At 43.1% G+C, this 25,707-nt stretch carries 19 protein-coding genes; 11 read left to right on the forward strand and 8 right to left on the reverse strand.

The genetic code is table 11. The annotated features are described in order from the left end of the window. The first annotated feature begins 9 nt into the window (after positions 1-9). The 3 genes from CXF81_RS01700 to CXF81_RS01710 are packed head-to-tail and all read left to right on the forward strand — an operon-like array spanning position 10 to position 3,362. Complete coding sequence (locus tag CXF81_RS01700; RefSeq protein WP_101179508.1) at positions 10-330, forward strand: 2Fe-2S iron-sulfur cluster-binding protein; 321 nt, start codon at positions 10-12, stop codon at positions 328-330. A gap of 14 nt (positions 331-344) precedes the next feature. Further along, positions 345-1,562, forward strand: a complete 1,218-nt coding sequence (locus tag CXF81_RS01705) for an NAD(P)/FAD-dependent oxidoreductase (RefSeq protein ID WP_198556291.1) — start codon at positions 345-347, stop codon at positions 1,560-1,562. A 51-nt stretch (positions 1,563-1,613) separates the two neighbouring features. Then, the gene (locus CXF81_RS01710; RefSeq protein ID WP_101179512.1) at positions 1,614-3,362 is read left to right on the forward strand and encodes an arylsulfatase; all 1,749 of its coding nucleotides are present in this window, start codon (positions 1,614-1,616) and stop codon (positions 3,360-3,362) included. A 79-nt stretch (positions 3,363-3,441) separates the two neighbouring features. Here CXF81_RS01710 and CXF81_RS01715 read toward each other — a convergent pair whose 3' ends face one another. Beyond that, a complete protein-coding gene (locus tag CXF81_RS01715; RefSeq protein ID WP_101179514.1) occupies positions 3,442-4,326 on the reverse strand; it encodes a LysR substrate-binding domain-containing protein in 885 nt (294 codons plus the stop codon). A 163-nt stretch (positions 4,327-4,489) separates the two neighbouring features. Here CXF81_RS01715 and CXF81_RS01720 point away from each other — a divergent pair, with 163 nt between their 5' ends. Both CXF81_RS01720 and gabT read left to right on the forward strand, forming a co-directional pair. Next, complete coding sequence (locus CXF81_RS01720; RefSeq protein ID WP_101179516.1) at positions 4,490-5,947, forward strand: NAD-dependent succinate-semialdehyde dehydrogenase; 1,458 nt, start codon at positions 4,490-4,492, stop codon at positions 5,945-5,947. Further along, on the forward strand, positions 5,947-7,284 hold the full coding sequence (gene gabT, locus CXF81_RS01725) for a 4-aminobutyrate--2-oxoglutarate transaminase (RefSeq protein ID WP_101179519.1): 1,338 nt from the start codon (positions 5,947-5,949) through the stop codon (positions 7,282-7,284). Before CXF81_RS01720 ends, gabT begins: the two co-directional genes overlap by 1 nt. Positions 7,285-7,365: 81 nt before the next feature. Here the strand turns inward: gabT and CXF81_RS01730 are convergent, their stop codons facing one another. Further along, positions 7,366-11,433 (reverse strand): ATP-binding protein, encoded by a 4,068-nt coding sequence (locus CXF81_RS01730; protein WP_198556292.1) that lies wholly within the window; start codon positions 11,431-11,433, stop codon positions 7,366-7,368. Between the two features lie 402 nt (positions 11,434-11,835). Here CXF81_RS01730 and CXF81_RS01735 point away from each other — a divergent pair, with 402 nt between their 5' ends. After that, the gene (locus CXF81_RS01735; protein WP_101179524.1) at positions 11,836-13,185 is read left to right on the forward strand and encodes an ice-binding family protein; all 1,350 of its coding nucleotides are present in this window, start codon (positions 11,836-11,838) and stop codon (positions 13,183-13,185) included. A 197-nt stretch (positions 13,186-13,382) separates the two neighbouring features. Here the strand turns inward: CXF81_RS01735 and CXF81_RS01740 are convergent, their stop codons facing one another. After that, the gene (locus CXF81_RS01740) at positions 13,383-13,808 is read right to left on the reverse strand and encodes a regulator (protein ID WP_101179526.1); all 426 of its coding nucleotides are present in this window, start codon (positions 13,806-13,808) and stop codon (positions 13,383-13,385) included. A 16-nt stretch (positions 13,809-13,824) separates the two neighbouring features. After that, positions 13,825-14,403, reverse strand: a complete 579-nt coding sequence (locus CXF81_RS01745) for an alcohol dehydrogenase catalytic domain-containing protein (RefSeq protein WP_369828609.1) — start codon at positions 14,401-14,403, stop codon at positions 13,825-13,827. 124 nt (positions 14,404-14,527) lie between these two features. Between CXF81_RS01745 and CXF81_RS01750 the strand changes: the two genes are divergently transcribed. Then, a complete protein-coding gene (locus CXF81_RS01750; protein WP_101179530.1) occupies positions 14,528-15,418 on the forward strand; it encodes a LysR family transcriptional regulator in 891 nt (296 codons plus the stop codon). Positions 15,419-15,653: 235 nt separating this feature from the next. Here CXF81_RS01750 and CXF81_RS01755 read toward each other — a convergent pair whose 3' ends face one another. The 3 genes from CXF81_RS01755 to CXF81_RS01765 all read right to left on the reverse strand — a co-directional run bounded on the left by CXF81_RS01755 (position 15,654) and on the right by CXF81_RS01765 (position 19,108). Next, positions 15,654-16,262 (reverse strand): TlpA disulfide reductase family protein, encoded by a 609-nt coding sequence (locus CXF81_RS01755; protein ID WP_101179532.1) that lies wholly within the window; start codon positions 16,260-16,262, stop codon positions 15,654-15,656. Beyond that, on the reverse strand, positions 16,259-18,100 hold the full coding sequence (gene edd, locus CXF81_RS01760) for a phosphogluconate dehydratase (RefSeq protein ID WP_101179534.1): 1,842 nt from the start codon (positions 18,098-18,100) through the stop codon (positions 16,259-16,261). Before edd ends, CXF81_RS01755 begins: the two co-directional genes overlap by 4 nt. A 321-nt stretch (positions 18,101-18,421) precedes the next feature. Then, complete coding sequence (locus CXF81_RS01765; protein ID WP_232771740.1) at positions 18,422-19,108, reverse strand: MarR family winged helix-turn-helix transcriptional regulator; 687 nt, start codon at positions 19,106-19,108, stop codon at positions 18,422-18,424. A 41-nt stretch (positions 19,109-19,149) separates the two neighbouring features. Here CXF81_RS01765 and CXF81_RS01770 point away from each other — a divergent pair, with 41 nt between their 5' ends. The 4 genes from CXF81_RS01770 to CXF81_RS01785 all read left to right on the forward strand — a co-directional run bounded on the left by CXF81_RS01770 (position 19,150) and on the right by CXF81_RS01785 (position 24,191). Then, positions 19,150-21,099 carry an aconitate hydratase gene (locus CXF81_RS01770; RefSeq protein ID WP_232771741.1) on the forward strand — a complete coding sequence of 650 codons (1,950 nt, stop codon included), beginning with the start codon at positions 19,150-19,152 and terminating at the stop codon, positions 21,097-21,099. A gap of 391 nt (positions 21,100-21,490) precedes the next feature. Beyond that, entirely contained in the window at positions 21,491-22,222 is a 732-nt protein-coding gene (locus CXF81_RS01775) for an SDR family oxidoreductase (protein WP_101179536.1), read from the forward strand. Positions 22,223-22,575: 353 nt separating this feature from the next. Continuing rightward, positions 22,576-22,869, forward strand: coding sequence for a helix-turn-helix domain-containing protein (locus tag CXF81_RS01780; RefSeq protein ID WP_101179538.1), 294 nt, complete (start codon positions 22,576-22,578; stop codon positions 22,867-22,869). Further along, positions 22,869-24,191, forward strand: a complete 1,323-nt coding sequence (locus tag CXF81_RS01785) for a type II toxin-antitoxin system HipA family toxin (RefSeq protein WP_101179540.1) — start codon at positions 22,869-22,871, stop codon at positions 24,189-24,191. Before CXF81_RS01780 ends, CXF81_RS01785 begins: the two co-directional genes overlap by 1 nt. A gap of 776 nt (positions 24,192-24,967) precedes the next feature. Here CXF81_RS01785 and CXF81_RS01790 read toward each other — a convergent pair. After that, the gene (locus CXF81_RS01790) at positions 24,968-25,684 is read right to left on the reverse strand and encodes a phytanoyl-CoA dioxygenase family protein (protein WP_101179542.1); all 717 of its coding nucleotides are present in this window, start codon (positions 25,682-25,684) and stop codon (positions 24,968-24,970) included. Positions 25,685-25,707: the final 23 nt, after the last annotated feature.

Consider the following 25,707-nt stretch of genomic DNA (forward strand, 5'->3'; position numbering starts at 1 on the left):
GAGTAGTAGATGACAATTATTAAATATGTAGATGCAGAAAATAACGTAACTGAAGTTGAAGCGGAGACTGGCGAAAGTATCATGTCATTGGCAGTAAATAACATGGTTGATGGAATTGTTGGTGAATGCGGCGGATCGCAAGCTTGTGCAACGTGCCATTGTTATTTGGACGATAAATATGCTATCCACTTTTCTGAAATGAGTGAGATGGAAGAAGCCATGCTTGAATCCGCTCCTGAACGGACTGAAACGAGTCGCTTATCATGTCAGTTAATGTTAAACGACGATACACCTGATATAGAAGTCTCGCTTCCTTCGTCTCAATACTAAGCACGGCTTTTAAAATGGATAAACATATGAATTCGGTTGTGATAGTTGGTGGTGGTCATGCCGCGGCTGAGGCTGCGATTGCTTTGCGCATTCAAGGTTGGGAAGGCGACATTAAGCTCATTAGCGATGAAGACGTTCTACCCTATCAACGCCCGCCTTTGTCAAAAGGGTACTTTCATAATACGGTTACGTCCGCACAGCTGTTAATTAAGAAACAAGCGTTATATGAAAAGGCTAATGTGGATGTAATGCTAGGTTTGTCGGTGGTCGCCATCGACCGATTGTCGCAAGCTATTACGGTGTCGTCAGGTGCAATAATTGGGTACAGCCAATTAATTATCGCGACAGGCGCACAAGCTCGAATGTTAAACATTCCTGGTGCTGAACTTCCTTGTGTGAGTTACCTTAGAACGTTGAATGATGCCAATAATATTATCGCCAATATTAAAAACAACTCGCATTTATTGGTTATTGGTGGGGGTTATATTGGTTTGGAAATTGCCGCTTCTGCGAGAAAGTTGGGCGCGAGAGTGACCATTTTGGAAAGCTTTGAAAGGGTCCTTTCACGAGTTACTAATGAGCAAATGTCGGGGTTTTATCAGAGCTTGCACAAAGACAACGGCGTCGACCTTAAGTTAAATACAGGGATTGAAGAAATTCATGCAACGGAAGACGGCTATGTCGCCACGTTAAATGATGGTAGTAATATTAACTTCGATCATACGGTTGTGGGTATTGGGGTAATTCCGAATACAGGCTTAGCTGAAGCCGCTGGATTAGAATGCGACAATGGGATTGTAGTGAATGAGTACACGCTCACTTCAGATCCCAGTATTTATGCGATTGGCGATGTCAGTAATCACCCCAATGAATTTTACGCACGAAACATTCGATTAGAGTCGGTGCCCAACGCAATGGAACAAGCAAAGGTCGCGGCTGCAAACATTTGCGGCAAGCCTAAAATCCATAACTCATTTCCGTGGTTTTGGTCAGATCAATATAACGTTAAACTGCAAACGGCGGGTTTATCTCAAGGTTATGACGAAACCATTGTTCGTGGTGATATGGCACAGAAAAAATTCGCATTATTTTACCTCAAAGAAGGCAAAATAATTGCCGTGGATGCGATCAATTCGCCCAAAGACTTTATGAAAGCCAAAGCGCTCATTCCTCAAGGCCTAACCGTATCTAAGGACAAGCTAGCGGATATTACAAAAAATTGGTTTGACTGACAAATTGACTGATTAATTGATGGTGGAGTGAGTAAGACCAGGAGGCCTATTTTGAAGATAATTAAACCTACGTTGAACACCACTAGAACAAAAGCGAGTAAAGCTGATAGTGATAAATTCGATTATCTTTCTACGCTCAGAAATCTGTTTGTGAGCATCCTCACGGTGACACTTTTTGGTTGCTCACAAATGCATGAAGAAAACCAATCTTATAGAAAACCCAATGTATTACTCATTGTAGTAGACGATATGGGCATGGCAGATTTAGGTCGTTTTGGAGGTGAGATACCCACTCCCAATATAGATAAACTTGCTAATCAAGGTGTATTATTTACCAATTTTCACACATCCCCTGTTTGTTCTTCAACACGCGCAATGCTGCTAACCGGTGTCGATAATCATAAAGCTGGGTTGGGCAATATGGCCGAAGAATTAGCCCCTAATCAAGTGGGTCAGGCGGGCTATGAAGGCCAGTTAAATGACAGTGTTGTGACGATTGCCTCGTTACTTAGAGACAAGGGATATAGCACATTTATGACTGGTAAATGGCATTTAGGTATGTCGTTAGAGGCGAGCCCCTGGGCAAAAGGTTTTGACAAATCTTTTAGCATGTTGGCTGGTGGTGCCAGTCACTTTAGTGATATGAAGCCCGCTTATCACCCTGATCCAAACGGTCAAGCGCCGTATCGACAAGACCAGCAAATAGTAAATAAATTGCCTGACAATTTTGCGTTTTCTTCGCAGTTTTTCACCGACCAAATGATGAGCTACTTGCAACAAAGGGATGCTCACAAACCATTTTTTGCCTATCTTTCATTTACCGCTCCACATTGGCCAATACAAGCTCCTCAATACATAATTGACAAATATAAGGGCAAGTATGACATTGGTTATGATGTTGTCCGTGAGCAGCGTTTACAAAAGCAAATATCCCTAGGCATTGTGCCGCCACAAACTAAAAGTATTGCAGCTACAACGCCATGGGAAAATCTTTCTGCTATTGAAAAGCAAACTGAAGCTCGCACAATGGAAGTCTATGCGGCCATGATTGACGACCTTGACCAGCACATTGGCCGTTTGATTACATGGCTTGATGACCAACAACAGCTTGAAAACACGGTGATTATTTTTATGTCTGACAATGGTGCGGAAGGCCACACTATTGATCAAACTTGGCCTCGCGCGCAGTTTCCGAAAATTCGAAAGAATATCGATGAGCGCCACGATTTTAGCTTTGCAAATATTGGCAAAGTAGGCAGTTACGCTTTTAACGGTCCGAATTGGGCTCAAGCTAGCTCACCCGCCTTTAGATTGTATAAAGGCTTTGTGACCGAAGGCGGCACAAGGGTTCCCGCATTTATAACATACCCTGCATTTGCTAATGGCAAAACAACAGATGAATTTTTGTCAGTGAAAGACATCGTACCTACACTGCTTGAAATAACCAAAATCAAGCATCCTGCCCCTATATACAATGGCACACAAATAGAAGCGCCAAGCGGATTTTCAATGCTCGATATTTTAAGCGATGCCGGATCGCCACACATCACCGCAACTCGAGTAGAAGGTGGCGAAATATTGGGTAAGTACATGATTCGAAAAGGAGCATACAAAGCGGTAAATATTCCACCACCTCATGGCAACGGCAATTGGCAGCTTTACGATGTGTCGACTGACCTTGCTGAAGCCAAGGACCTTTCCGACGAGTATCCCATTAAACTAGCTGAACTTATTGTCGAATGGGAAAAGTATAGTGAAGAAAATGGTGTCATATTACCAAGCCATGTCAGCGGTTACTAAAGCATAAAACTGTGTTGATAAGACTCATCGGCATCGAATTTCTACGGCTATCGCAGGCTAATTACGAGTTGGTTGCTAACTACGAGTCGCAGGCATTAATAATCCACTCTGCAAAAATAGTCGCTTTTATTGTGTTATTTTTAATTGAAGGCGAAATAAGATAATAAGAATGTGCTTCGTTTATCGGTTTATTAAGTAAGCGCATTAATTGTCCATCTTTTATAAATTGCTGGGTCTCAAGAGTATTTGCTAATGCCACGCCAGCCCCGAGAACAGCGGCTCGAAGCGCTTGGCTAGCATTCGGAAAGTAAATGTTTGAATGCATCTGACTTGATTCTACACCGTGCTTTTCCATCCAACGTTGCCAGGAAACCTGACCATCATGGATAAAGGTCAATTGAGACATATTGTTAAGGTGTATTCGCTGTTTTTCAGCGTTTAGTAGTGCAGGACTGCAAACTGGGTACAGAACAGGGGCGCCGATTTTAGTCATCACCCTATCATCAATGTTAGGAGCGCCGTAACAAATAGCGATGTCGATATCGCGCGGGATCTCGCGCTGCTGAGATTCAATTTCACGAACGGTAATAGTGATGTCTGGATATTTCTCGTAAAAAGAGCAAATATGTTGCGCTGCCCAACTAGCTGCGATTGATTGCGTGCACCCCACGATAAGTGTGCCACTGACGGTCTCAGGCTCAAGATTTCGTGCGCCGTCAATGATCAGGTCTAATCCTTGTGATACAGACATCAATAAACGCGAGCCCGCTGGTGTTAACGAGAGCGTATTGTGCGCGCGTGAAAACAAGGCGACGCCTAATCTTTCTTCCAATAGTCGTACTTGATGAGAAATAGCGCCTTGTGTGACACCCAATTCGGCTCCAGCTCGACCCATATGTAAGTTAATGGCGGCAGATTCAAAAGCGCGCAAACTAGATAGGGGCATAGTTCTTCGATCAATCATAATCTCGACTCTTTATAAGTGCATTAAACAAGTGCATTAAACAAGTGCATATAGTGAATTATTTTGATGAATAATACTAATGAGGATAGCTAATATTATTCGTTTGTGTGCAATATCTTTATTTAATACCTTATCTACATCGAATTTCCAAGGACTATATTAAATGTCGATGTTATCAGACCAAGAATTACTTAAATCTAATGCATATATAAACGGCGAATTTGTGTCTGCAGAAGACAGCACTACATTTGCTGTTAAGAACCCATCGACAGGTGAGGTTGTCGCAAACGTCGCCAAATGCGGTGCTAAAGAGACCCGCAAGGCAATTGAGTTTGCCAAGGTTGCAATGATTAGTTGGGCAAAAATGCCGTCGAAGCAACGTGCTTCTTTACTGATGGCTTGGCATGACCAAATTATTACTAACAAGTTGGATTTAGCTCGAATATTATCATCTGAACAAGGTAAACCTTTAGCTGAGGCTGAGGGTGAGATTTTATATGGAGCGAGCTATATTCAGTGGTTTGCCGAGGAAGCAAAGCGTATTTATGGTGATATTATCCCACAGCAAAGCGACGACGCTAGGCTTCTATGCATTAAACAACCGGTTGGGGTTGTTGCTTGTATCACGCCTTGGAATTTTCCTAATGCGATGCTAACCCGAAAAATTGCTCCCGCCCTCGCAGCAGGCTGCACGGTGGTGTGCAAGCCCGCGAATGAAACGCCGTTGTCAGCACTTGCACTCGGGGAGTTAGCAAATCGTGCCGGTATTCCTCCCGGTGTTATCAATATTTTAGCCGGTACTACCGCTGAAATTGGGCAAGAAATGACGTCTAACCCAATTGTCCGCAAACTTACTTTCACAGGCTCAACCCAAGTGGGTAAAAAATTAACTGTTGATTGTGCGCAAACACTCAAGCGCACGTCAATGGAGCTAGGAGGTAACGCCCCATTCATCGTGTTTGAAAGTGCCGATCTTGACTTAGCCGTTAAAGGTCTTATTGCTAATAAGTTCCGTAACGCGGGCCAAACCTGCGTCTGCACTAATCGGGTTATCGTGCAGTCGTCGATAGTTGAGAAGTTCACAGACAAGCTCAAAGTAGCGGTTGCTAAGTTGAAAGTAGGCGATGGGTTTGAGTCGGGTGTAGACGTTGGCCCAATGATCAATCAATCGGCGGTTAACAAAGTTAATGAATTAGTCGAAAACGCACGTCAATTAGGCGCCCAAGTAATTACAACTGACTCGAATATGGATGGTAAGGGCAATTTTATGGCACCCAAAATAATCACGGGTGCTACCAAGGATATGACGCTTTTCTCTGAAGAAATTTTTGGTCCCGTCGCAGCTATTTTTACTTTTGATGAGGAGCGTGAAGCAATTGAACTGGCTAATGATTCTCCATTCGGACTTGCGGCATATTTCTATTCCAACGACATGAGTCAAATGTGGCGTGTTGGCGAAGCTATAGAAGCCGGCATGGTGGGTATTAACGATGCGGCGCTATCGAACGAAATGATCCCATTTGGAGGGGTCAAAGAATCTGGTCAGGGTCGAGAGGGCTCAAAATACGGCCTAGATGACTACCTGGAAATCAAACATCTTAAAATGGGAGGATTGAACTAATGAATAAAGTTGCTTATTTAAAAGCTGATGTAAATGCCGAGGTAAACGCAACCACTACCAATGCGCAATGGCAAGCTCGAAAAGACCAAGCTATCGCGATCGGAGAAGCAAACCTTGCACCTATTTATATTGAAAAAGGTAAAAACGCACTGTTGTGGGATGTTGAAGGAAATCGTTATGTTGACTTCGCAAGTGGCATTGCAGTCACTAATACGGGCCATTCACACCCACGTATTGTCGCTGCGGTTAAAGAGCAAGTTGAGAGATTTTCACATACATGCGTTATGGTGACCCCTTACAATAGCGCTGTTGTGCTTGCGGAAAAACTGAATGAATTAGCCCCAGGTAACAGTCCGAAAAAAAGCATGTTTGTAACCACTGGCGCGGAAGCCGTAGAAAATGCGATTAAAATTGCGCGCGCGCATACTCGTCGTCGTGCTGTTATCGCATTCAATGGTGGTTATCATGGGCGAACTAACTTTACCCTTGGGCTGACTGGCAAGAACGCACCATACAAAACATTATTTGGCCCCTTTCCAGCAGACATCTATCGAGCACCTTTCCCGATCCCATATCATGGTGTTACTGAAGAGCAGTCAATTGAAGCGCTGCATAATTTATTTAACTGCGATGTTACGCCTGAAGAAGTGGCCGCGATTATTATCGAACCAGTGCAAGGTGAAGGTGGTTTCTACCCAGCATCAAATTCCTTTCTCAAAGCATTGAGAGAGATATGCACTCAACATGGTATCGTAATGATTGCAGATGAAATTCAAACTGGTTTTGGTAGAACCGGTAAATTATTTGCGTCAGAGCATGCGGATATAGAACCTGACTTAATCACGGTCGCTAAAGGTATGGCTGGTGGATTTCCGATTGCTGCTGTTATTGGCAAAACTAATATAATGGATGCTGCATCAGCTGGAGGATTAGGTGGAACCTATGCGGGCTCTCCAATAAGCTGTGCTGCGGCGTTGGCCGTTTTGGACATTATTGAGGATGAGAAGTTAGTTGCTAAATCGCATCAAATAGGTATCGTTTTTTCTACTCACTTGAAAGAATTACAAAAGCAATATCCACATTTAATTGGAGAAGTCAGAGCCGATAGAGGCGCCATGATAGCCCTTGAGCTGGTTAAAAATGGCGACCCTTCTCAGCCTAATCCTGAATTGTTGGGCGCTTTGATTAAAGAAGCCCTGAATAACGGCTTGATATTACTTAAATGTGGGATTAGAAATAACGTTGTCCGATTCTTGCCTCCGCTTACCATCGAAGATGAGGTGATAAAGGAAGGATTGAATTTATTCAAAAAGAGCTTTGAGTCGGTCGCTAAATAGCTCATTAATGATTTCCGCTAAGCTTGGCGTTAATCGTCCTGAACGTAAACGCCATAGGCCGATATCAAGGCTTATGGCGATTCAATTGTCTTTACGCTTTTCTTTTAAATTCAATGCTGAGGGTGTTAGACCATAATATTTTTTAAATGATTTAGAGAAGTTCGACAAGCTGTCAAATCCAACCGCGTAGGCCACTTCACTGATATTCATTTGATGTTGCTGTAATAATAATTTTGCCTGTTGCAAGCGTACTTGGTGAATATATGCAGACGGCGAAATTTTCAAACTAACCTGACATTTTCTACGCAGTGTTTCTTTACTCATAAACATGAGCTGTGACAGCATATCAATAGTAAAGTCGACGTCATGTAAATGGCTAAAAATATGCTTTTGCAAATTGTCCTCAAACGAACTACTGCTGTTTGCTGCAGCCTGCAGTTCTGGCGTCATTTGGATTTTGCGGCGGACAAACGCTCTACGGCTTTTTATGAGTGTGTTAACGCGCATGACTAACTCAGATGTATCGAATGGTTTGATCAAGTAGTCATCCGCACCGTGGGCAAAGCCTTGCACGATGTCTCTTTTCATTGCTTGCGCTGAGAGCAATAAAACAGGGATGTGCTTGGTTTCTGGATGTCGCTTAAGCTTTTGCGTTAACTCAAGTCCTGACATCACTGGCATCGCAATATCTGAAATTATAATGTCGGGTAAGTTTATCATCGCTGAAACAAAGCCGGATTGTCCGTTGTCAGCCTCTATAACGGTAAAGCTATGACTAAGCCTCTGGCAGATAAACTGGCGTAGTTCAGCATTATCATCAACCACTAAAATTTTAGTGGCGTCTTTTTGGGGTAAATTATTTGTATAGTCTTGCGTGGCAATGGTTTTTTTAATACCAGTGGGTTCTATCAGTTGTTCGGATCTAAAGTGTGACTTTCCAGATGGTAGCCAGATCGTGAACTGGCAGCCTTGGTCGATTTCTGTTTCTAGGTCTATTGAGCCGTGATGCAAATTAACCAGTTCTTTTACCAGCGCCAAGCCAATGCCTGAACCCTTAGATGACTCACCGTTTGCTAGCTCTTCTTGATAATACCGGTCAAAAACCTGCTCTTTGTTGGCCGCATCAATGCCATGGCCGTTGTCTGTAATCCTTATTCCTAAGTGTTTTTGCTGATGGATAAGTGCCAATGTGATTACCGTGCGTTTACCACTATATTTGACTGCATTGGAAAGCAGGTTGGAGATACATTTGTCTATTTGATCTACATCGCAATAAATTTCATGCGGATTCTCGCAGTTAAGCAGACCCAACTCTTGCTGATGTTGCTCAGTCCAAGGTAAAAAGCGTTCATAATTAAGCCTGAGTAACGCTGCCATATCATGCTGGCTAACGCGAAGCGAGAGTTGTCCAACTTCGAGTCGATTGATATCTAGCACTTGCCCTACCAAAGCCAGCATCGTTTTGGCATTATTGAGCGCGGTAAAGGTCAAATTCTTAACTTGAACATCTAATGTTGCACTGCATTCTTTCAGTATAGTTTCAAGTGGCCCAATAGTCAGAGTCAGTGGGGTTCTAAATTCATGTGAAACATTCGAGAAAAATCGGTCTTTTAATTGTTGTTGTTGTTTAAGTTCATCTACTTTAAGCGCGATCTCCTTGGTGCGTTCTGATATCCCGAGCTCTAGATCTCGATTTTGTTGCTCTAAGGCTTTATTACGCAGTTTTTGTCCGACTCTTATACTCGTCGCGATAATAAGAAGTAGTGCGACCAAATAAATTATCTTGGCCCAAAATGAAAGATACCAAGGGAAAGCAACTGCAAAACCATGCTGTGTTGACGCTGTTCTTCCCCAAACATCCTGTGCTTCAACAGACAGTGTGTAATCACCTCCCGGTAGCAATGTGAAATCTTTACTTGTTTCTGTCGACCACTGAGTCCAGCTTTGGTCGATAGGCCCTGCAAGCTGAGTGCGATAGCGTGTTTTCATAGGCGATGAATAATCAGCCAGTGCAAACCCTATTCGCATTGAGTTGTTGTCTACTGAGTATGCTGGCTGAGGTAAGTTCAGGGGTAAACGTATATTGCTGTTGATGCTGTTAATGTATCGAACTGTCAGAGGAGCCGCTTTAGGAACATGGTGGATCGCCTTTTCAGAGAGTCTATAAATACTGCCATTTGCCACGCCAAACCAGATGGCATCGTCAAAGTAGGCTAGTCCTCTGGTACCCGAGCGATTGTAAGGTTTAAAAAATGTCTCTTCAGCACTATATGACCCAGAGTCGTCTGTATATATAACACCTGTATCAGTGCCAGCGTGATACCAAATGCGTTGCTTTTCATCAATCTCAATCTTGAACACGTCTTTGTTTAGCGTACTAAATGAATGGGTTAAATCATTTACCAAAGTGAACTCAGACTTGCTTGTCGGCTGATATTCAATCACGCCATTTTGCGTGCCTATCAACATTCTTTGCTTGTACACAAATGGACGCAAGTGCTCGCTGCCCAAAGGAGCAGACTGGTTGTCAAATTTTAGAAGGGAGTCTAGATCAAGCCTATTACCGACCATGGTTAAGCGATACAGTTCCTGTTGTTCGGTAGTAAACCAAATGTGCTCGCTGCTATCATCAACGGCTTGAATTGATAAATATTCCATACCGCTCTTATCTTCAAACAAACGCGTTTCTTGCCACCGCCCGTTAATTTTCTCAAATTGTGATAAATGATTACCAATGGTGGCATATATAAATTGATTGTCGGACCTTAATTTATTAGATGACCCTTGATCAGAAGGGAATTTATGAGATGAAAAGGCCATTTCGGAAACCCAGTCTTGAGTGGATATCAATGTCGGGTTAGACATAAATTTTTGGTCATCTACATTTGTTATGTCGAACAAATATACTCCAGCCTCGGTGCCTACGAACAGCGCATTTTCAAGTGCTAGAAGTTCGAGTACAACGAGGTTGAAATCAGGAATTTGGGTAAACATAGGGCTACGTGTTTTACCATTTGGAAAGGTAAGTTGATAAAACCCGGTACCTGAGAAAAACATACTCTGATCAATATTAAATATATTCTCAAAATCGACGGTACCGGTATCGCTGCTGTATTTACTGCGTATATGCGGCGGTTGGAAAACGCTGATGTTTGGTAAGCCAGCTAGCCAGATATTTTGCTGGTCGTCTTGAAAAACATTATAAATAGTGGACAAACCTAAACCATCAGCTTGTTTATAATGGCGCATGAGTGTAAACGAGGCATCGAATATTATCAGCCCGTCCCTTGAAGAGTTCAGATAGTAGAAGCCGTCATGGCCTTGAATACCGCTGTTCAAGTAATTTTCCGGCAGTTGCTTTGGTGAGATCCGCTGCACAAAAGTGTTTTTATCGAGTTCAAAAACACCGTTCATGTTAGTCACCATGACAACATTATCCTGCTGATTTAAGAACACCGACTTAATCCGCATATTGGCAGGAAATTGCCAAGTCAACGGCGTTGCAATGGGTTCGCCATTAACAATATCTATTGAATACATTTGTTGCCTGTCTTCAAGTAGCAGCATCTCGCCAATTTTGAATACTCGGGTGGTTTTACCATCAAATTGATTGATGCTTTGCATATGTTTACCGTCCCATACTAAAACAGTCTGGTCAGTGCTAAACACCACCATTTTATGATTACTGTTTACTCCAAAAGTCTGACCGAAATCCTCAAGCAGATGGTCAGTGGGGATGTGAGTAAAAGTGAATTCGCCGTTGTCGGTTGGGCTGAAGTAGCCAAGCTCTCCGACTGCGCCAGCGTAGATGTTACCGTCTTGCCAAATAGAGATATCGCGAACACGGGTATTATTAGGAGTACTTGAGCGCTGCCAATTTTCGCCATCCCATACCAATAGTCCGTTGCCCGTGGCAAATAGCATGCGCCCGTCGATGTATTGATTAACCGACCAAATTTGATTACCACTTTGATGCTCTTCAATACTAAACACTCGGGCGATAGGGTTACCGACATGTTGATACTGCTGCGCTTGAGCAAGGCTTGTAGAGGTATGTAAACAGAATAAAGTGAGGCAAAATATAGCGGGCCAAAATATAGCGGGCCAACATAAATAAGTTCGCTGCCAAGGAAGCAATCGTTTCGACATAATAAACATATACGAACATGCTCTAGCTGTATTTTTTTGTATACATAACCCTACAAGACTCAATCGATAAGCACAAGAAAAGAACACGACATCCATTGTTTGCCGCAGGCGCTGCATGTCAAAAGGTGAGTAAGATATATTCCACGATTGTTTCGGGCATCTTGAATCAAGACGATTGTGGATATATGACAAACATCTGTGGACACAGGACAACAATGTAAACACATATGCAGGTTACCTTATGATGAATGCAATTTGTTGCGGTTTGTGATTAGACATCAGTGTACTGATAGAAATAAAAAATAAATATCCATTGATGCCACATTAATATGTATAAACATTCACGCATTAACAAAAAAACAATAACAATAAATTAGCCGTAGAATTAGGGAAAATAGGATTATGAAACAGTCATTAGTAATTAACGTTATCGCAATATTGATGGTCTTAGGAATGAGCACGTATACTGGGAACAGCAGAGCAGTTTCTCTTGCAGTGACAGAGACCCAAAATTTAATTGGGGATGGCGAAGAGCAGCTATTAGAGTTCAGTGCGTTTGAAGATGTTGCTCCTGAGCCGACAGATTTAGTGTCCTACACCTTATCTTGGAGTAATGTAAGTTATAGTCTTATAGTTTATGAAGCTCTCGATTGGAATGTAGATATTGGATATAGTTTAGGTGGTGAAAGCACCACTATATCAACCACAGGGACGAGTGATTATTTTTCCTACGTCGATATACAATTTGCGGATGGCGAAGTGGTATTAGGCCCTGACTTTTTTGAGGAGACACCATCGATGGGATGGTTTGTTTCTGGTATCGGAGGCAGCAACCAATACGATGACAACGGGTGGAGTGGTGAAGTCACTTTACAATACAATTACGAAGGCGTGGGTCTACCGTCCTTGTTAGATGAAGACTTAAATAACCAGATAATCTATGCTGGCGCTGCAGTCGTCGGAGGTGCAAGTTCAATCGTTGTCGGCAATGTTGAGGCAGTCGCAGCAGCAGGCTTTGGTGCGGATGCAGAAGTCGATGGTAATATTGTAGCCGGAGCCGCTGTCACCATGGGCGCGGGGTCGTCGACTAAAGGCAAAATTACTGCTGGCGCAGCGGTAACGCTTGGCGCTGATGCATCTATCGATGGTACTGCCTACGCAGGAACTAGTGTCACCATTGGCCTTAATGCTAGTGCATCTAATTATGATGAATACAATAAAACAGAAATCATAGCCACCCAAATAAAAGATGGGAAAGCAAAACTCAGTGATCTGCAAAATAGGCTTGCGTCGGCACAAGCTCCTCCGGAAAATCAATCATTGGATGCATATACTGGTAATGTAGATGTAGTCCCTGGTGTCTATCATTTAACAGTACTCACCACAGCTGCGGGTACCACACTCACTTTTAATGGCAATGGTGAAGACAATGTATGGCTTATCAATGTTGATACCTATGCCGCCTTTGGTGCGGATACAACATTCAACCTCGTTGATGTCACCGGTAACAGCAGCATTATCATCAATGCTGGGGGCTATGTAACAAGCGGAGCAAATGCCAATTTAGCAGGCACTATTTTTGCTGGCTCCTATATTCTGACCGGTGCCGGCACCACCCTTCGCGGCGCAGCTGGAACTTGTGGACTGTTTGCGGTTAACGGGGGAGTTTCTCTAGGAGCAGATAACAAGATTGGCGAGTTTGATACATGCTCCGACGGTGCTTTGCCTAGCAACATGAGCATCGATATATAAATTGAGAATACCGCAAACAACAATGAGAGTCACTTAAGATGAAATTCGACTGCGAAGCGGTCGAATTTCAGGCCCAACATCTCGGAGGCTAAGTGTAAATCGATGGCACAGCCAAACTGAATTACTAATGACGGGTCGAACGATAATCTGGGTACATTTGAATTGCCATTAAGTAATAGCGAAACCGTCCTTTTTAATTAGGCAGCGTTCTTCAGATCTATCAAATCCTGCAGGCTGATAGTTCCAATTTGATTCATATCGTCATCTAAGAGCTCATACAACACACCATCTCCTCGGATGCTGAAGGCGATTATTACATCTTGATCACCGCCACCTTCGCGATGAGGCTCATCATCCGCCGGGGTCGAGGTCATCGAACCGACGGGTCGGACTTCTTTGAGCGTGCCGTCTGGCTTATACAAGCGATGTTCTCCTTGTATTACAAAGGTATTATTATGAACTTTATGGCGATGCATCACGATCTTCTCGTTTGCCGCAAATTTAAATAAAACATCGGATATTTTGTTAATTTCATCAATGTTTAGAATGGAAAAATGCAAATGCTCGAAGTCGCCGAGCGTTTTCCAAGAAATGTTACTGTCATCAAAAGTATATGCTGCCATCTTGTTAACTTCCTATTTAGGTTGGTTTTATATTTATAACTACTTTACCCATTCCTTGACCACTTGAAAGACGCTCTTGTGCCTGACCAGCCTCTTTTAAGCTGAAGATTAGCTCATCTAATACAGGACGTAAGGCACCTGAGCCACCATGCACTAATACATTTTGACCTTTACTTGTGTTGGCACGCATAAGTCCTTCGTAGGCAGTAATACCCACCACGCGAATTGCAGCGGCTTCACGCATGTTTAAATTTTGCGCTTTTCTAGCAATTAAATTAGCATCGGCCACTATGTATTTTGCCAAAGTTCCGGGTAAATAGGCTACTCTGCCAGCACAACCATAGACTTCATCCCCAACTGAAAATTGAGTAACACCTTTGCCAACAGCTTCTATGGTCCCAGCAAAGCCCAACCCTAAAACAGCTGGTAGTTGCGGAGCAAAAGGTAACTTATCACCCATTAGGCGTATCATGGTGTCTAGAGTGTTTATACTGCTTGCTTCAATATTAACTAAAACATGGTCGGCTTTAATTTCAGGTTTCGCTATATCTGCTAACGCAAAAACGTCTGAACTGCCAAAACTGTTTATGATCATTGCTTTGATGATATTTCCATCTATTTACTAATAGGTATCATTTAATGACATAAGTATATTTACTATTAATTATTTTGATAATAGAGTTAAATAAAGAATCACTTTATAGTTTCTATTGATAATTATGAATATTGAGCATCTTAAACTTTTTATTAGAATTGCAACAACACACAACATTAGCTTAGCGGGGAGCGAATTAAGATTATCACCAGCGGTCGCTAGCGCTCACATCAATAAATTAGAAGCAGGATTGGGTGTTCGCTTAATTCATCGAACGACTCGAAGGGTATCACTTACTGAAGAAGGCAAAGCCTTTTTTCCTTATGCAGAAAATGTAATTTCTAGTATTGAAGCAGCGCGAGCTTCAGTCGGTGCTGGTAACTCATTACCCAGAGGAACATTACGTGTTGCTGCCCCAGCTTCTTTTGGACGAATGCATATATTGCCTGCAATAACGCACTTTCTGACGCTATATCCTGGGTTAAATGTTGATTTAAAACTCTCAGATACTATTGTTGATTTGGTTGAGGGTGGCTTTGATGTTGCCATTCGTAACTCTCAATTAAAAGACTCCAGTTTAATTGCGCGAAAATTAGCATCTGATAATCGAATTTTATGTGCATCGCCAACTTATTTGACAAAAAATGGAGAACCAATATCTCCGGAAGAATTAAAATCTCATCAATGTATTACATTAATGGGCTTGGATAACTGGCTATTTTATACGCCAAAAGGACAAGTAAACATCAAAGCTAAAGGTAATTTTAGAACCGACAATGGTGAGGCCGTTCGAGACGCTTGTATTAATGGTTTAGGTATTACCATTAACTCTAAATGGAGTGTTTATAAGCACCTCAGCAATGGAGATCTTATACAAATACTTAACGATTATCCTATTGCCTCAGATGCGGCCATTTGGGCTATTTATCCAAGTTCTAGGCTGCTTGCACCGAAAGTTAGAGCTTTTATTGATTATTTCACTGAACATTTTGGTGGCACTCCTTATTGGGAATGAGTTATTTATATAAATTTTGTTTTCAATCTACATTTTGCAACAACTGAAATTATTATGAATATTCAGTCAGAATGCTACATTCTTCGAAAGCAATGCGATAAATATTAGATATTCTGTGGCACCGAACCGTAAACTAAGAGCATATAAGCTAAACAATCTAAGTATCAATATACGACAAAGAGTGAGCCATTATCTATTGATAGATAATGAAGCACATTTAGTTGTAAAAACGTAACTAAAAATATTGTTCAATACGTTGCTGCAAAGTGGTTACTGACATTTCTCCTGCATGACTGTGCACTAGTTCTCCGTTAGCATCAAAGAACAGGGTGACCGGTAGGCTAAAAAGACCCTTGTTAGTTGCTATTTCTCCCTTGCTGTCTAGTAACACATGCTTAAATTTTAACCCTTCTCGCTGCAAAAACTGCTGCACGATTTCGCTTGATTCGCGCTGATTTAACGAGATAAATGTCACATCGCTGTGGCGCAGTTCCGCCTGTTCTAATACTGGCATTAACCGCAGGCAAGGTGAGCAAGAGCTAGCCCAGAGGTTAACGACGGTTGGCTGCTGCTGACTGATGTCGGTTATTTTCACCCCTTCACCATCCAGTTGCATAAAGCTGCTATCCGGCAGCCCAGTATGTGAGCGGGCTAAAACAATGACTAAACTAAAGACTCCATATATGCCTATCACGGTTAAGCCACCAGAAGATAATGCTCTTAACAGGCGTCCTTTATTTTTTATTATGCCTATAAGCGACACTAGCAAGCCAATAGAGACACTAATTAAAATCAATACTGGCGATACAGATAACGCAAAAAAACCAAGGTTAATAGATATCAAAGTGTTCCAGAGTCAAGACGGTCTTGTTCAACAAACAAAGAACAAGCCCCTTGTTCCGCTCCGGTCAAAGTCGAACGCATACCAGCAAAGAGCTCTCGACCCATGCCTTGATGACTCAGTGTTAAGTCTATTTTAGCTTGTGTACGGTTGGCTAATTCAGCCTCACTGACATGCAGTGTAAGCTCACCGGTAATAGTATCAATTTCCACTATGTCATCGTTCTGTATCTTTCCAATAGTACCTCCTTTAAAAGCCTCTGGCGTTAAGTGAATAGCCGCTGGCACTCTACCAGACGCTCCCGACATTCTGCCATCGGTAACCAAAGCCACTTTAAAACCTTCGTCTTGCAGCACACCTAAAGGGGGCGTTAATCGATGTAACTCAGGCATGCCAAGCGCAGCAGGTCCTTGGAAACGAACAACCACAATACAATCTTTATTCAGCGCTCCAGATTCAAACGCAGCATCAAAAGAATATTGGTCTTCAAACACAATCGCTGGTGCTTTCATTTTACAATAGGGTTCACTTAGCGCCGATGTCTTCATTATTGCACGACCTAAATTACCCGACAGCACCGCTAAACCACCATTGGGTTGAAACGGCTTATTAATATCGGCGACTACTTCTTTGTCGAAGGACTCAGCAACACCTTCAACCCATTTAAGCTCACCATCTATTATGCGCGGCTCTTGCGTATATCGCTCAAGGCCAAAGCCACATATTGTGTTAACGTCGTTATGCAGTAAGCCTTTATCGAGCAGTTGCTTAAACAATAACGACATACCACCTGCCGCAGTGAAGTGGTTGATATCTGCTGAACCGTTTGGATATATGCGTGTAATTAAGGGTGTTGCACTCGATAAGTCAGCAAAATCGTCCCAATTTACAATGAAGCCAGCTGCGCGCGCAACGGCCACTAAATGCATTGTGTGATTTGTTGATCCACCCGTGGCCAATAAACCAATAAGACCGTTAACCATCGTCTTTGCGTCTACTACATGACCAATCGGCATGTAATTGTCACCTAAATCGGTTATCCGAGTGATTTGTCTTGCGGCGGCGTTAGTTAATTCCTCTCTTAATTCAGTTCCCGGATTCACAAAAGAAGATCCCGGTAGGTGTAGCCCCATTACTTCAACTACAAGCTGATTACTGTTGGCTGTGCCATAAAAAGTACAAGTGCCTGCAGAGTGGTAGGACTGTGATTCAGCATCTAGCAGTTCTTCGCGCCCGACTTTACCTTGAGCAAACTGCTGGCGGATACGCGCTTTTTCTTTATTCGGTAAGCCAGATGGCATCGGACCCGCGGGCACAAAAATAGTCGGTAAGTGTCCAAAACTCAAGCCTGCTAATAACAAGCCCGGTACAATTTTGTCGCAAATACCCAGCATTAAAGCGCCGTCAAACATATTATGGGACAAGCCAATGGCTGCGCCCATTGCTATGTTATCTCTGCTCATTAAACTTAATTCCATGCCAGGATTACCCTGAGTCACTCCATCACACATAGCGGGAACACCACCAGCAAATTGTGCCACACTGCCCACTTCAGAAATCGCTTTCTTTAGTTTTTGTGGGTAGTCTTCGTAGGGTTGGTGGGCACTAAGCATATCGTTGTATGACGATACAATGGCAATGTTAGCTTTGACCATGCTGCGCAGATCGGCTTTATCTTCTTTGCCACAAGCTGCAAAACCATGGGCAAGGTTGCCACAAGAAAGCTCGCCTCGGAGCGGGCCTTGCTTGCGTGCTCGTTCAATTTTGGCCAAATAGGCTGCCCTGGATACTCTACTGCGATCAATAATTCGATCCGTCACTTCTTGTATAATAGTGTTCAAATTAAATCCTTAATGTGCGCATATCAAATCTGACTGAGTATAAATACACGTCGAATTTTACGGACTTTTCTAATTCTGTTACTTTTTAGTAACCGGGTAAGTTAAAAAATAACAATAGAACTAATAATCTTACTCAGCGACGTGCAATGAATCCTTCCGATCCTTACAATTCGAGATGATTTATGTGACTACTCTATTACTATGATTTAACATTATAGCTCTCAATGTTAATAAGATAAGCCTAAAAGTAGCCTTTGATAAGTCGTTATTTACGTGGCTGTTGCTCAGTTTTATTGTGGTGTGACTGGGGTAACAGAGTCTTCATTGCAAGGGCTTGCCTAGGACGAAGTTGAAACAGATCTCGTCGAGTTCTTCTAATACTAGCGGCTCGCTGGCGAACCCGCAGGCATAAGTTGTCTCTTTATCTTGATTGCAGCCATTACCTTCTAGGTGTTGGCACGAGGTGCAGGTGCCGAAAGTCAGTTTTCCTCGCTCGTTAGCCACCTTACCTAGCATGCGCTGCAGGGCATTGGTGAAGTGGCCTTGCATATTTTTAGGTAGGGAGTCGGCAGCACGGACAAGAGATTCAAAGGGATCATTCGTAAGAATACTCCTCGCTTTTTCGGTCAGAACGAGCCGGATACTGCGTTTGTCGTTTTCAGAGCGTATGCGCGTAAGATAACCTTGTTTTTCGAGGCTTTTGATTGTCTGTGAGGCTGTGCCTCGAGTTGTAGCGTGGAATGCGGCGAAAGCGGATGGGGTTCTTGAGAATCGGTTGGCGAGCGCAAAGTATCTGAGCACTGCCCATTGAGCGGTTGTTAACTTTTCATCGAGTCTGTCGCCAGAGGACATGCGGCTCAAGTGAAAGACCAGTTCCGCAATAGTGCGACTATTCATTTTCAACTCCTGTTGTATCTTAATATGATAGCGTTTAAAAACCATGTTGACAAGAATATAGTTTTGAACCGATACTAGTAAGACCGTGTTAAATATTATGTGGCTCGACATGGAGTGGGTATCGCAATCTTATCGAACTTGGGAGCATGAATATGAACATAAACATGAACGTCACACAGAAACTGATCCAGTCGCATCTGATGCATGGGGATATGAAGCCGAACGAGGAAATTGGTATCCGCATTGACCAGACTCTGACGCAGGATGCCACTGGCACGCTAGTTATGCTCGAGCTCGAGGCAATGGGTCTCGACCGAGTGAAAACAGAGGTGAGCGTCCAGTATGTTGATCACAACATCATTCAAGAGGACTTCAAGAACCCTGACGACCACCTTTTTCTGCGTAGCGCCTGCCAGCGGTTTGGCGTCTGGTACTCGCGGCCTGGAAACGGAGTGAGTCATCCTTGTCATCAGGAAAATTTCGGTAAACCAGGTAAGACACTGCTGGGCTCTGACAGTCACACACCGGCAGCAGGCGCCATTGGCATGCTTTCTATCGGCGCTGGCGGGCTAGAAGTTGCGCTGGCAATGGCGGGCGAACCGTTCTTTACCCGCATGCCTTTGGTTTGGGGCGTGAAGCTCACCGGCAGCCTGCCAGACTGGGTGAGCGCCAAAGACGTAATCCTAGAGATGTTACGCCGTCACGGCGTGGAAGGGGGACTTGGTCGGATTATCGAGTATTATGGACCTGGGTTAGACACATTAAGTGCAATGGATCGGCACGTGATCGCCAACATGGGTGCCGAGCTTGGCGCGACCAGTACGGTTTTCCCTTCCGATAAAGAGGTGCGTCGCTTCCTCCGTGCCTGGCAGCGCGAAGAGGATTGGAGCGAATTGGTTGCAGATGAGGGCGCGACTTACGACGTATATGAAGAGATTGATCTGGCCAGCCTCGTGCCGCTGATCGCTATGCCGTCGAGCCCAGGTAACGTGCGTGCCGTCAGCGAAGTGGCGGGCGAGCAGATCTACCAAACATACATAGGCTCGTCGGCCAATCCCGGCTATCGTGACTTAGCTGTTTCCGCCATGATGGTGCAGGGCCGGCAAGTAAATGACAGAGTTTCGTTCGATATTAACCCCACTTCCCGATCGCAGCTTGAAACATTGATGCGCGATGGACATATAGCTCATCTGTTACATGCTGGCGCACGGCTTCACCAGGCTGGTTGCAATGGCTGCATTGGCATGGGCCAGGCGCCGGCTAGTAATGAACTTTCGTTGCGTACAGTGCCGCGCAATTTTCCCGGTCGTTCCGGTACGCGCGAGGACAAAGTGTGCCTGGTCAGCCCAGAGACTGCAACGGCGTCAGCGATCACCGGTGTGATCACCGATCCACGCACACTTGGCATACCTTATCCACGGATTGCGGACCCAGACTATCCTATTATCAACCGCGCGATGTTTATGCCGCCGTTGCCACTTAAGGAGGCGCAGCAAGTAGCTCTGGTCAAAGGGCCTAACATTGCTTCGCTGCCGAACTTCGAGCCACTGCCTGATGAGATCGAAGTGCCGGTGATACTCAAGGCCGCGAATGATGTTTCTACCGATGAAATTATGCCGCCAGGATTGCGTGTGCTGCCGTTTCGGAGCAACATTCCAATGATTGCTGAGTTCTCCTTCGATAGAATTGATCCTACCTATGCCGAGCGAGCCAAACAGATACCGGGCCACATTGTCGTGGGCGGAAGTAATTACGGACAGGGTTCGAGCCGTGAGCACGCGGCACTAGGTCCTCAGTATCTTGGGCTGCGCGCCGTCTTGACTAAGGGCTTTGCGCGAATACACGCGCAAAACCTGATCAACTTCGGCGTGTTACCGCTGACCTTCATCGATTTTGCTGATTACGAGGCGATTCAGGCTGGCGACGTGCTGCGTCTGACCGACCTAAGGCGTATGCTGGCTGAGGGCAACGAACTGGTGGTCGAAAACGTCACCCAGCAGCACACGTTTCAGGTGCGTCACGACATGTCACCGCGGCAAGTAAAGTTCTTGCTTCGCGGGGGATTAATTAGCTGGATGAAAGAGCGCCTTGCAGGGCAATAGCCAATACGGAACTTTGATTAAAATCATCGCAATATTGTCTGTATTATTATTTGTAACTGGGTATGCAAGCAACAGTTAGCCAACTGCATTGATTACTGCGGAGATGCGGCAGTGATCTCGTTGCGCTTGCTACTGATCTCGAGCTGATGAATAAAGCAGGACGTGTACTTATTGCAGCAGAACTTGCAAAGGATGATGGTTTCACTGACATAGATGGCAAGCAACCACGCCCTTTAAGTGCCGTAGATATTTAGTGATTTGCAAGCACTTATATTTATTAATATACTTAAAATTCCAACAATTACTGAGACTTCTACCGAAGAATTGGTAAACGTTAAACGTTAAACGTTAAACGTTAAACGGTAAGCGATAAACGGTAAACGGAGTCTTAATGAATTCAATAGTTTTAGTAACCGGTGGATCCAGAGGTATCGGTGCTGCAACAGCAGTGCATCTTGCTAAGTTGGGCTATGCAGTTTGCGTTAATTATTTATCAAATGAAACCGAGGCAAATAATGTCGTAGCCAAAATAGAAGGTAGTGGTGGTAAAGCTATCGCCGTACAAGCCGATGTTGCGAACGAAAATGATGTCATTCGCCTCTTTAAAGTTATTGATTCTTCTTTGGGCAGAATCACTCATTTAGTAAACAATGCTGGCATATTATTACCGCAGATGCGCGTCTGTGAAATGTCGGCAGAAAGAATTAATAAAGTACTCACTACCAACGTTACTAGCTACTTTTTGTGTTGCCGAGAGGCCATCAAACGCATGCATAATGGCGGCTCAATTGTGAATGTTTCCTCAGCAGCAGCGAGGCTAGGGGCCCCTTCTGAATATGTTGATTATGCAGCATCAAAAGGGGCAATCGATACATTAACAAGGGGATTATCACTTGAAGTTGCAGCTGATAATATTCGCGTTAATTGCGTGCGCCCAGGATTCATTCATACAAATATGCACTCTGACGGAGGTGAACCTGATCGTATAGAGCGTTTAAAAAAGTTAATACCCCTTCAACGTGGTGGTGAACCTGAGGAGGTCGCCGCATCGATTGCGTTCCTGTTATCTAATGAAGCATCTTATATTACAGGCACATTCGTTGATCTGGCTGGTGGTAAGTAACCATTTGTACCTACACAAACAAAAAGCGTTAGGAGCGGGCCATCAATGTGATTTGATTTCTGCAAAATTAGTTTCTACTGTTCGGCTGAATCAAAAAATAGATAAAGGCTTTGTTACTTGAGTTCAATCTTAGAATACCCGGTAAAGGTGGCGGCGTAACGGCAAAGATCCAGGGCTTAGGGCTGTCGGTAAAGTGTGCTATTTTCCATTTTACACGCCAAACCGTGTATTTATTAATTTAACGCCTATAGCGTGTAATTCAAATTTAACTGCTATAGAAGGTAAATATTAATTTACCTCTCAAGGCGTGTAAAAATAAAATAACTCCGTAAAAATGCAAAAGGCAAATAACTATGAAGGTAACAAATTCAAGACAGCTTAGTGCATATATAAAAGATATTCGTCTAAATCAAAAGCAATCTCAGACAGGCACTGCAAAGAAAGTGGGTATTCGTCAGGATACCATTTCAAGTTTTGAGCTAAATCCTGATTCTACTAAATTAAACACGTTGTTTAAGATTTTATCTGCTTTAAATCTTGAGCTAGAAGTTAAAGTGAGGAATGCAAAACTAACAGAACAACTCCATGGTAATAATTCTGCAGCAATCGTTAATACAAGTGATAGTAAATGGAAGGAAGAATGGTAATGGCTATTCTAGATGTTTATATGAATGGCTATTTAATAGGAGCGTTTACTAAGTCAGCAAACGGGTCCCATCTGTTTAAATATGAACCTCAATGGCTAGAAACCCCCGATAGCCGCCCTATATCACTTTCCATGCCCCTGCAACGAAAAACATATAAGGGGGATCAGGTCTATAATTTCTTTGATAATTTATTGCCCGATAATATTGAGATAAGAAATAGAATTGTTGCTCGTCATGATGCTCAATCTACACAAGCATTTGATTTGCTCACTAAAATAGGCCAAGACAGCGTTGGCGCTCTGCAGTTAATAGTGCACAAACAAGCGGTTCCCGATGTAAAGAAGATAGAAAGTAAACCACTGTCAAACAAAGCCTTAGAAAAAATTCTAAAAGGCTATGAGTCTAATATCCCATTAGGTATGTTAAAAGGAGAAGAAGACTTCAGAATTACACTAGCAGGAGCTCAGGAGAAAACAGCGTTATTGAGTCTTCAAGGGCAGTGGCATCTACCTTTAAAAAATACGCCAACTACACATATTATGAAACTACCAATCGGTGAAATAAAGAGTCATTCACATACTATTGATATGACCGACAGTGTTGAAAATGAATATTTGTGCATGATGATCGTAAGAGAATTTGGCTTGGATGTTCCACAATGTTCAATTATCAAAGTTGGAGATATAAAGGCACTTGCTGTTGAGCGCTTCGATCGAAAACACTCTTCAGACGGCACGTGGATTATGCGATTGCCACAAGAAGACTTTTGCCAAACTTTAAATGTTCCATCGGCAAAAAAATATGAAAGCCACGGTGGTCCGAGCATTAAAAAAATTATGGATCATTTGCTTGGCTCTATGAATTCGCAAAAGGATCGATTTGATTTCATGAAGTCGCAGCTACTATTTTGGTTACTGGCTGCGACAGACGGGCATGCAAAGAACTTCTCTCTTCTTATTCACGCTGGTGGAGCATATCGTCTTACTCCATTTTACGACATTTTATCGATCTATCCTGTCGTAGGTGGAAAAGGATTGAATATTCGAGACGCAAAGCTAGCAATGGGGCTGAAGGCAAAAAAAGGAAAGAAATATCTGATAAATAATATCTTGCCAAGGCACTTCTTAGATACAGCCAAAGACGTCGGCTTCGATACTGAAATGATGGTGAATATAATGACTCAGGTAGTTAACGATCTAGACTCGGTGATGACGCGAGTTGAAAGGCAGCTAAAAAAAGATTTCCCAAAGCACATAAAAGACGCAATATTTAAAGGCATGAAAAATAAAGCTAAACGACTTGTTGATTACAAAACCCAATAAAACCCCAATCAATTTAGTTTAATAAAAAACACGAGAATAAGCCCAGACTAATTCTGGTTAAATGGGACACAGAACTAAATCACCGCTTAACAGCGCCTTTTTTCAGTTGTTTATTGGATAGCCGCGTAGCAAATCATTTGCCAACAAAGCTGCACTTTCAGCCATTCTTCTGCACCACAGCTCGGGCAGAAGCCCTCCGTTTGCTAATAAACGCGACTAACTTTTTATCCTTGAATAGTAGCATTGAAGGACGTCAAACAAGAGGTCAGAAAACGACTGAACAATGAGCCTGATTTTGGGATAAGCAGAATTTCCGTATGGGCTTGAACGACCGCTTCCAAGAACGAAAACTCAAAATTCGGCAATGACCTGTTATCGAAGGCGTTGCAGTCATTTCTCGCAAAAACTCAACGTCTGCAAACTCCCCAAACGGACTGTCAGTTGCCAAAAGTGTGATACTTTATTGTCATCGAATTAAGTGATTTTGCCGTTCCATCTAAAATTAGTATGATACTTTTAATTCTGACTTCGATGAGGATTATCACCGCAAGACCTCAAAAATTGAATCAGAAGTATGATTTTTTTTGTCGGCCTACATTTGGTGCCTTATTATCGATGGACCAAGAATAATTAGAGTGATGGAATTGCTTTGATTGATCCTCAAGATCATAACAATTGTAAGTTGTGCAATAACCTTTGAATGCTAACGATAAAGCGTTTAGTTTTCATTTCTTTGAGCCATGAGCTCAGTCTTTGTATAGCTAAACCGCCTGTTTTTAACCCACGATTTTGGCCGTTGAGAACTGATATCTCATGTTCCGATAAACACAAATATCAGTAATGCTGTCAGCTGCTTGGCTCGGTGCAGCGCGATAGTTTGTAGACACTCTGTATTTGCCCTTAAGTTCACCTATACGATGCCAACAATGACCATGTAGTAACACTAACGTGCCTTGTTTTGGCGACAACACAATTTGGTCATCAAAATCTTCAAACAATGGTCCTTTAGTTAATGCGCCTAGGCGATGAGAACCGGGACGAATGTATACCTGCCCTCCTAATTCATGGTCTACATCCATTGAGTAAACCAAACGGTTGAGATTAAACTGTGTGCTGTTTTCTGGGGGACAGTCTTGGTGCCAAGCTTGCCCTTTGCTCCCTTCTTTGGAAAACATCACCATGCAGTATTGATTTTTCCACCCTTCGCCCAAAATCTGGCTGGTTAATTTTTTTAAGCGCATATCATTTTCAAGGCTATCAAAAAGATCATGACCTTGATTTTGCGGAAACCAGGGTATCACCTCGGTTTTTGATAAATCAATAAAACGCTGGTCGTGCTCGTAGGCAGGCGAATTACCAAAATGAGCCATAATAGAAGATTGTGCTTCAGACATTAACTTGGCGTCAAAAAAGCCCTCAATAACAATGAACCCTCGTTCCCAGAACAAGTTTGCCAATGCATCATAGTCAAGATTATTTGGAGTTGTATTCATTTATTTTACTCTTGAGTCAAAGA

The organism is Glaciecola sp. 33A (assembly GCF_002836745.1).
GTDB lineage: Bacteria > Pseudomonadota > Gammaproteobacteria > Enterobacterales > Alteromonadaceae > Glaciecola.

Coding starts and splice junctions, on each gene's coding strand:
- CXF81_RS01700 (WP_101179508.1), top strand. CDS start 10: ATGACAATTATTAAATATGTAGATGCAGAAAATAACGTAACTGAAGTT.
- CXF81_RS01705 (WP_198556291.1), top strand. CDS start 345: ATGGATAAACATATGAATTCGGTTGTGATAGTTGGTGGTGGTCATGCC.
- CXF81_RS01715 (WP_101179514.1), bottom strand. CDS start 4,326: ATGATTGATCGAAGAACTATGCCCCTATCTAGTTTGCGCGCTTTTGAA.
- CXF81_RS01720 (WP_101179516.1), top strand. CDS start 4,490: ATGTCGATGTTATCAGACCAAGAATTACTTAAATCTAATGCATATATA.
- gabT (WP_101179519.1), top strand. CDS start 5,947: ATGAATAAAGTTGCTTATTTAAAAGCTGATGTAAATGCCGAGGTAAAC.
- CXF81_RS01730 (WP_198556292.1), bottom strand. CDS start 11,433: ATGTCGAAACGATTGCTTCCTTGGCAGCGAACTTATTTATGTTGGCCC.
- CXF81_RS01735 (WP_101179524.1), top strand. CDS start 11,836: ATGAAACAGTCATTAGTAATTAACGTTATCGCAATATTGATGGTCTTA.
- CXF81_RS01740 (WP_101179526.1), bottom strand. CDS start 13,808: ATGGCAGCATATACTTTTGATGACAGTAACATTTCTTGGAAAACGCTC.
- CXF81_RS01745 (WP_369828609.1), bottom strand. CDS start 14,403: ATGATCATAAACAGTTTTGGCAGTTCAGACGTTTTTGCGTTAGCAGAT.
- CXF81_RS01750 (WP_101179530.1), top strand. CDS start 14,528: ATGAATATTGAGCATCTTAAACTTTTTATTAGAATTGCAACAACACAC.
- CXF81_RS01765 (WP_232771740.1), bottom strand. CDS start 19,108: ATGTCGAGCCACATAATATTTAACACGGTCTTACTAGTATCGGTTCAA.
- CXF81_RS01770 (WP_232771741.1), top strand. CDS start 19,150: ATGAACATAAACATGAACGTCACACAGAAACTGATCCAGTCGCATCTG.
- CXF81_RS01775 (WP_101179536.1), top strand. CDS start 21,491: ATGAATTCAATAGTTTTAGTAACCGGTGGATCCAGAGGTATCGGTGCT.
- CXF81_RS01780 (WP_101179538.1), top strand. CDS start 22,576: ATGAAGGTAACAAATTCAAGACAGCTTAGTGCATATATAAAAGATATT.
- CXF81_RS01785 (WP_101179540.1), top strand. CDS start 22,869: ATGGCTATTCTAGATGTTTATATGAATGGCTATTTAATAGGAGCGTTT.
- CXF81_RS01790 (WP_101179542.1), bottom strand. CDS start 25,684: ATGAATACAACTCCAAATAATCTTGACTATGATGCATTGGCAAACTTG.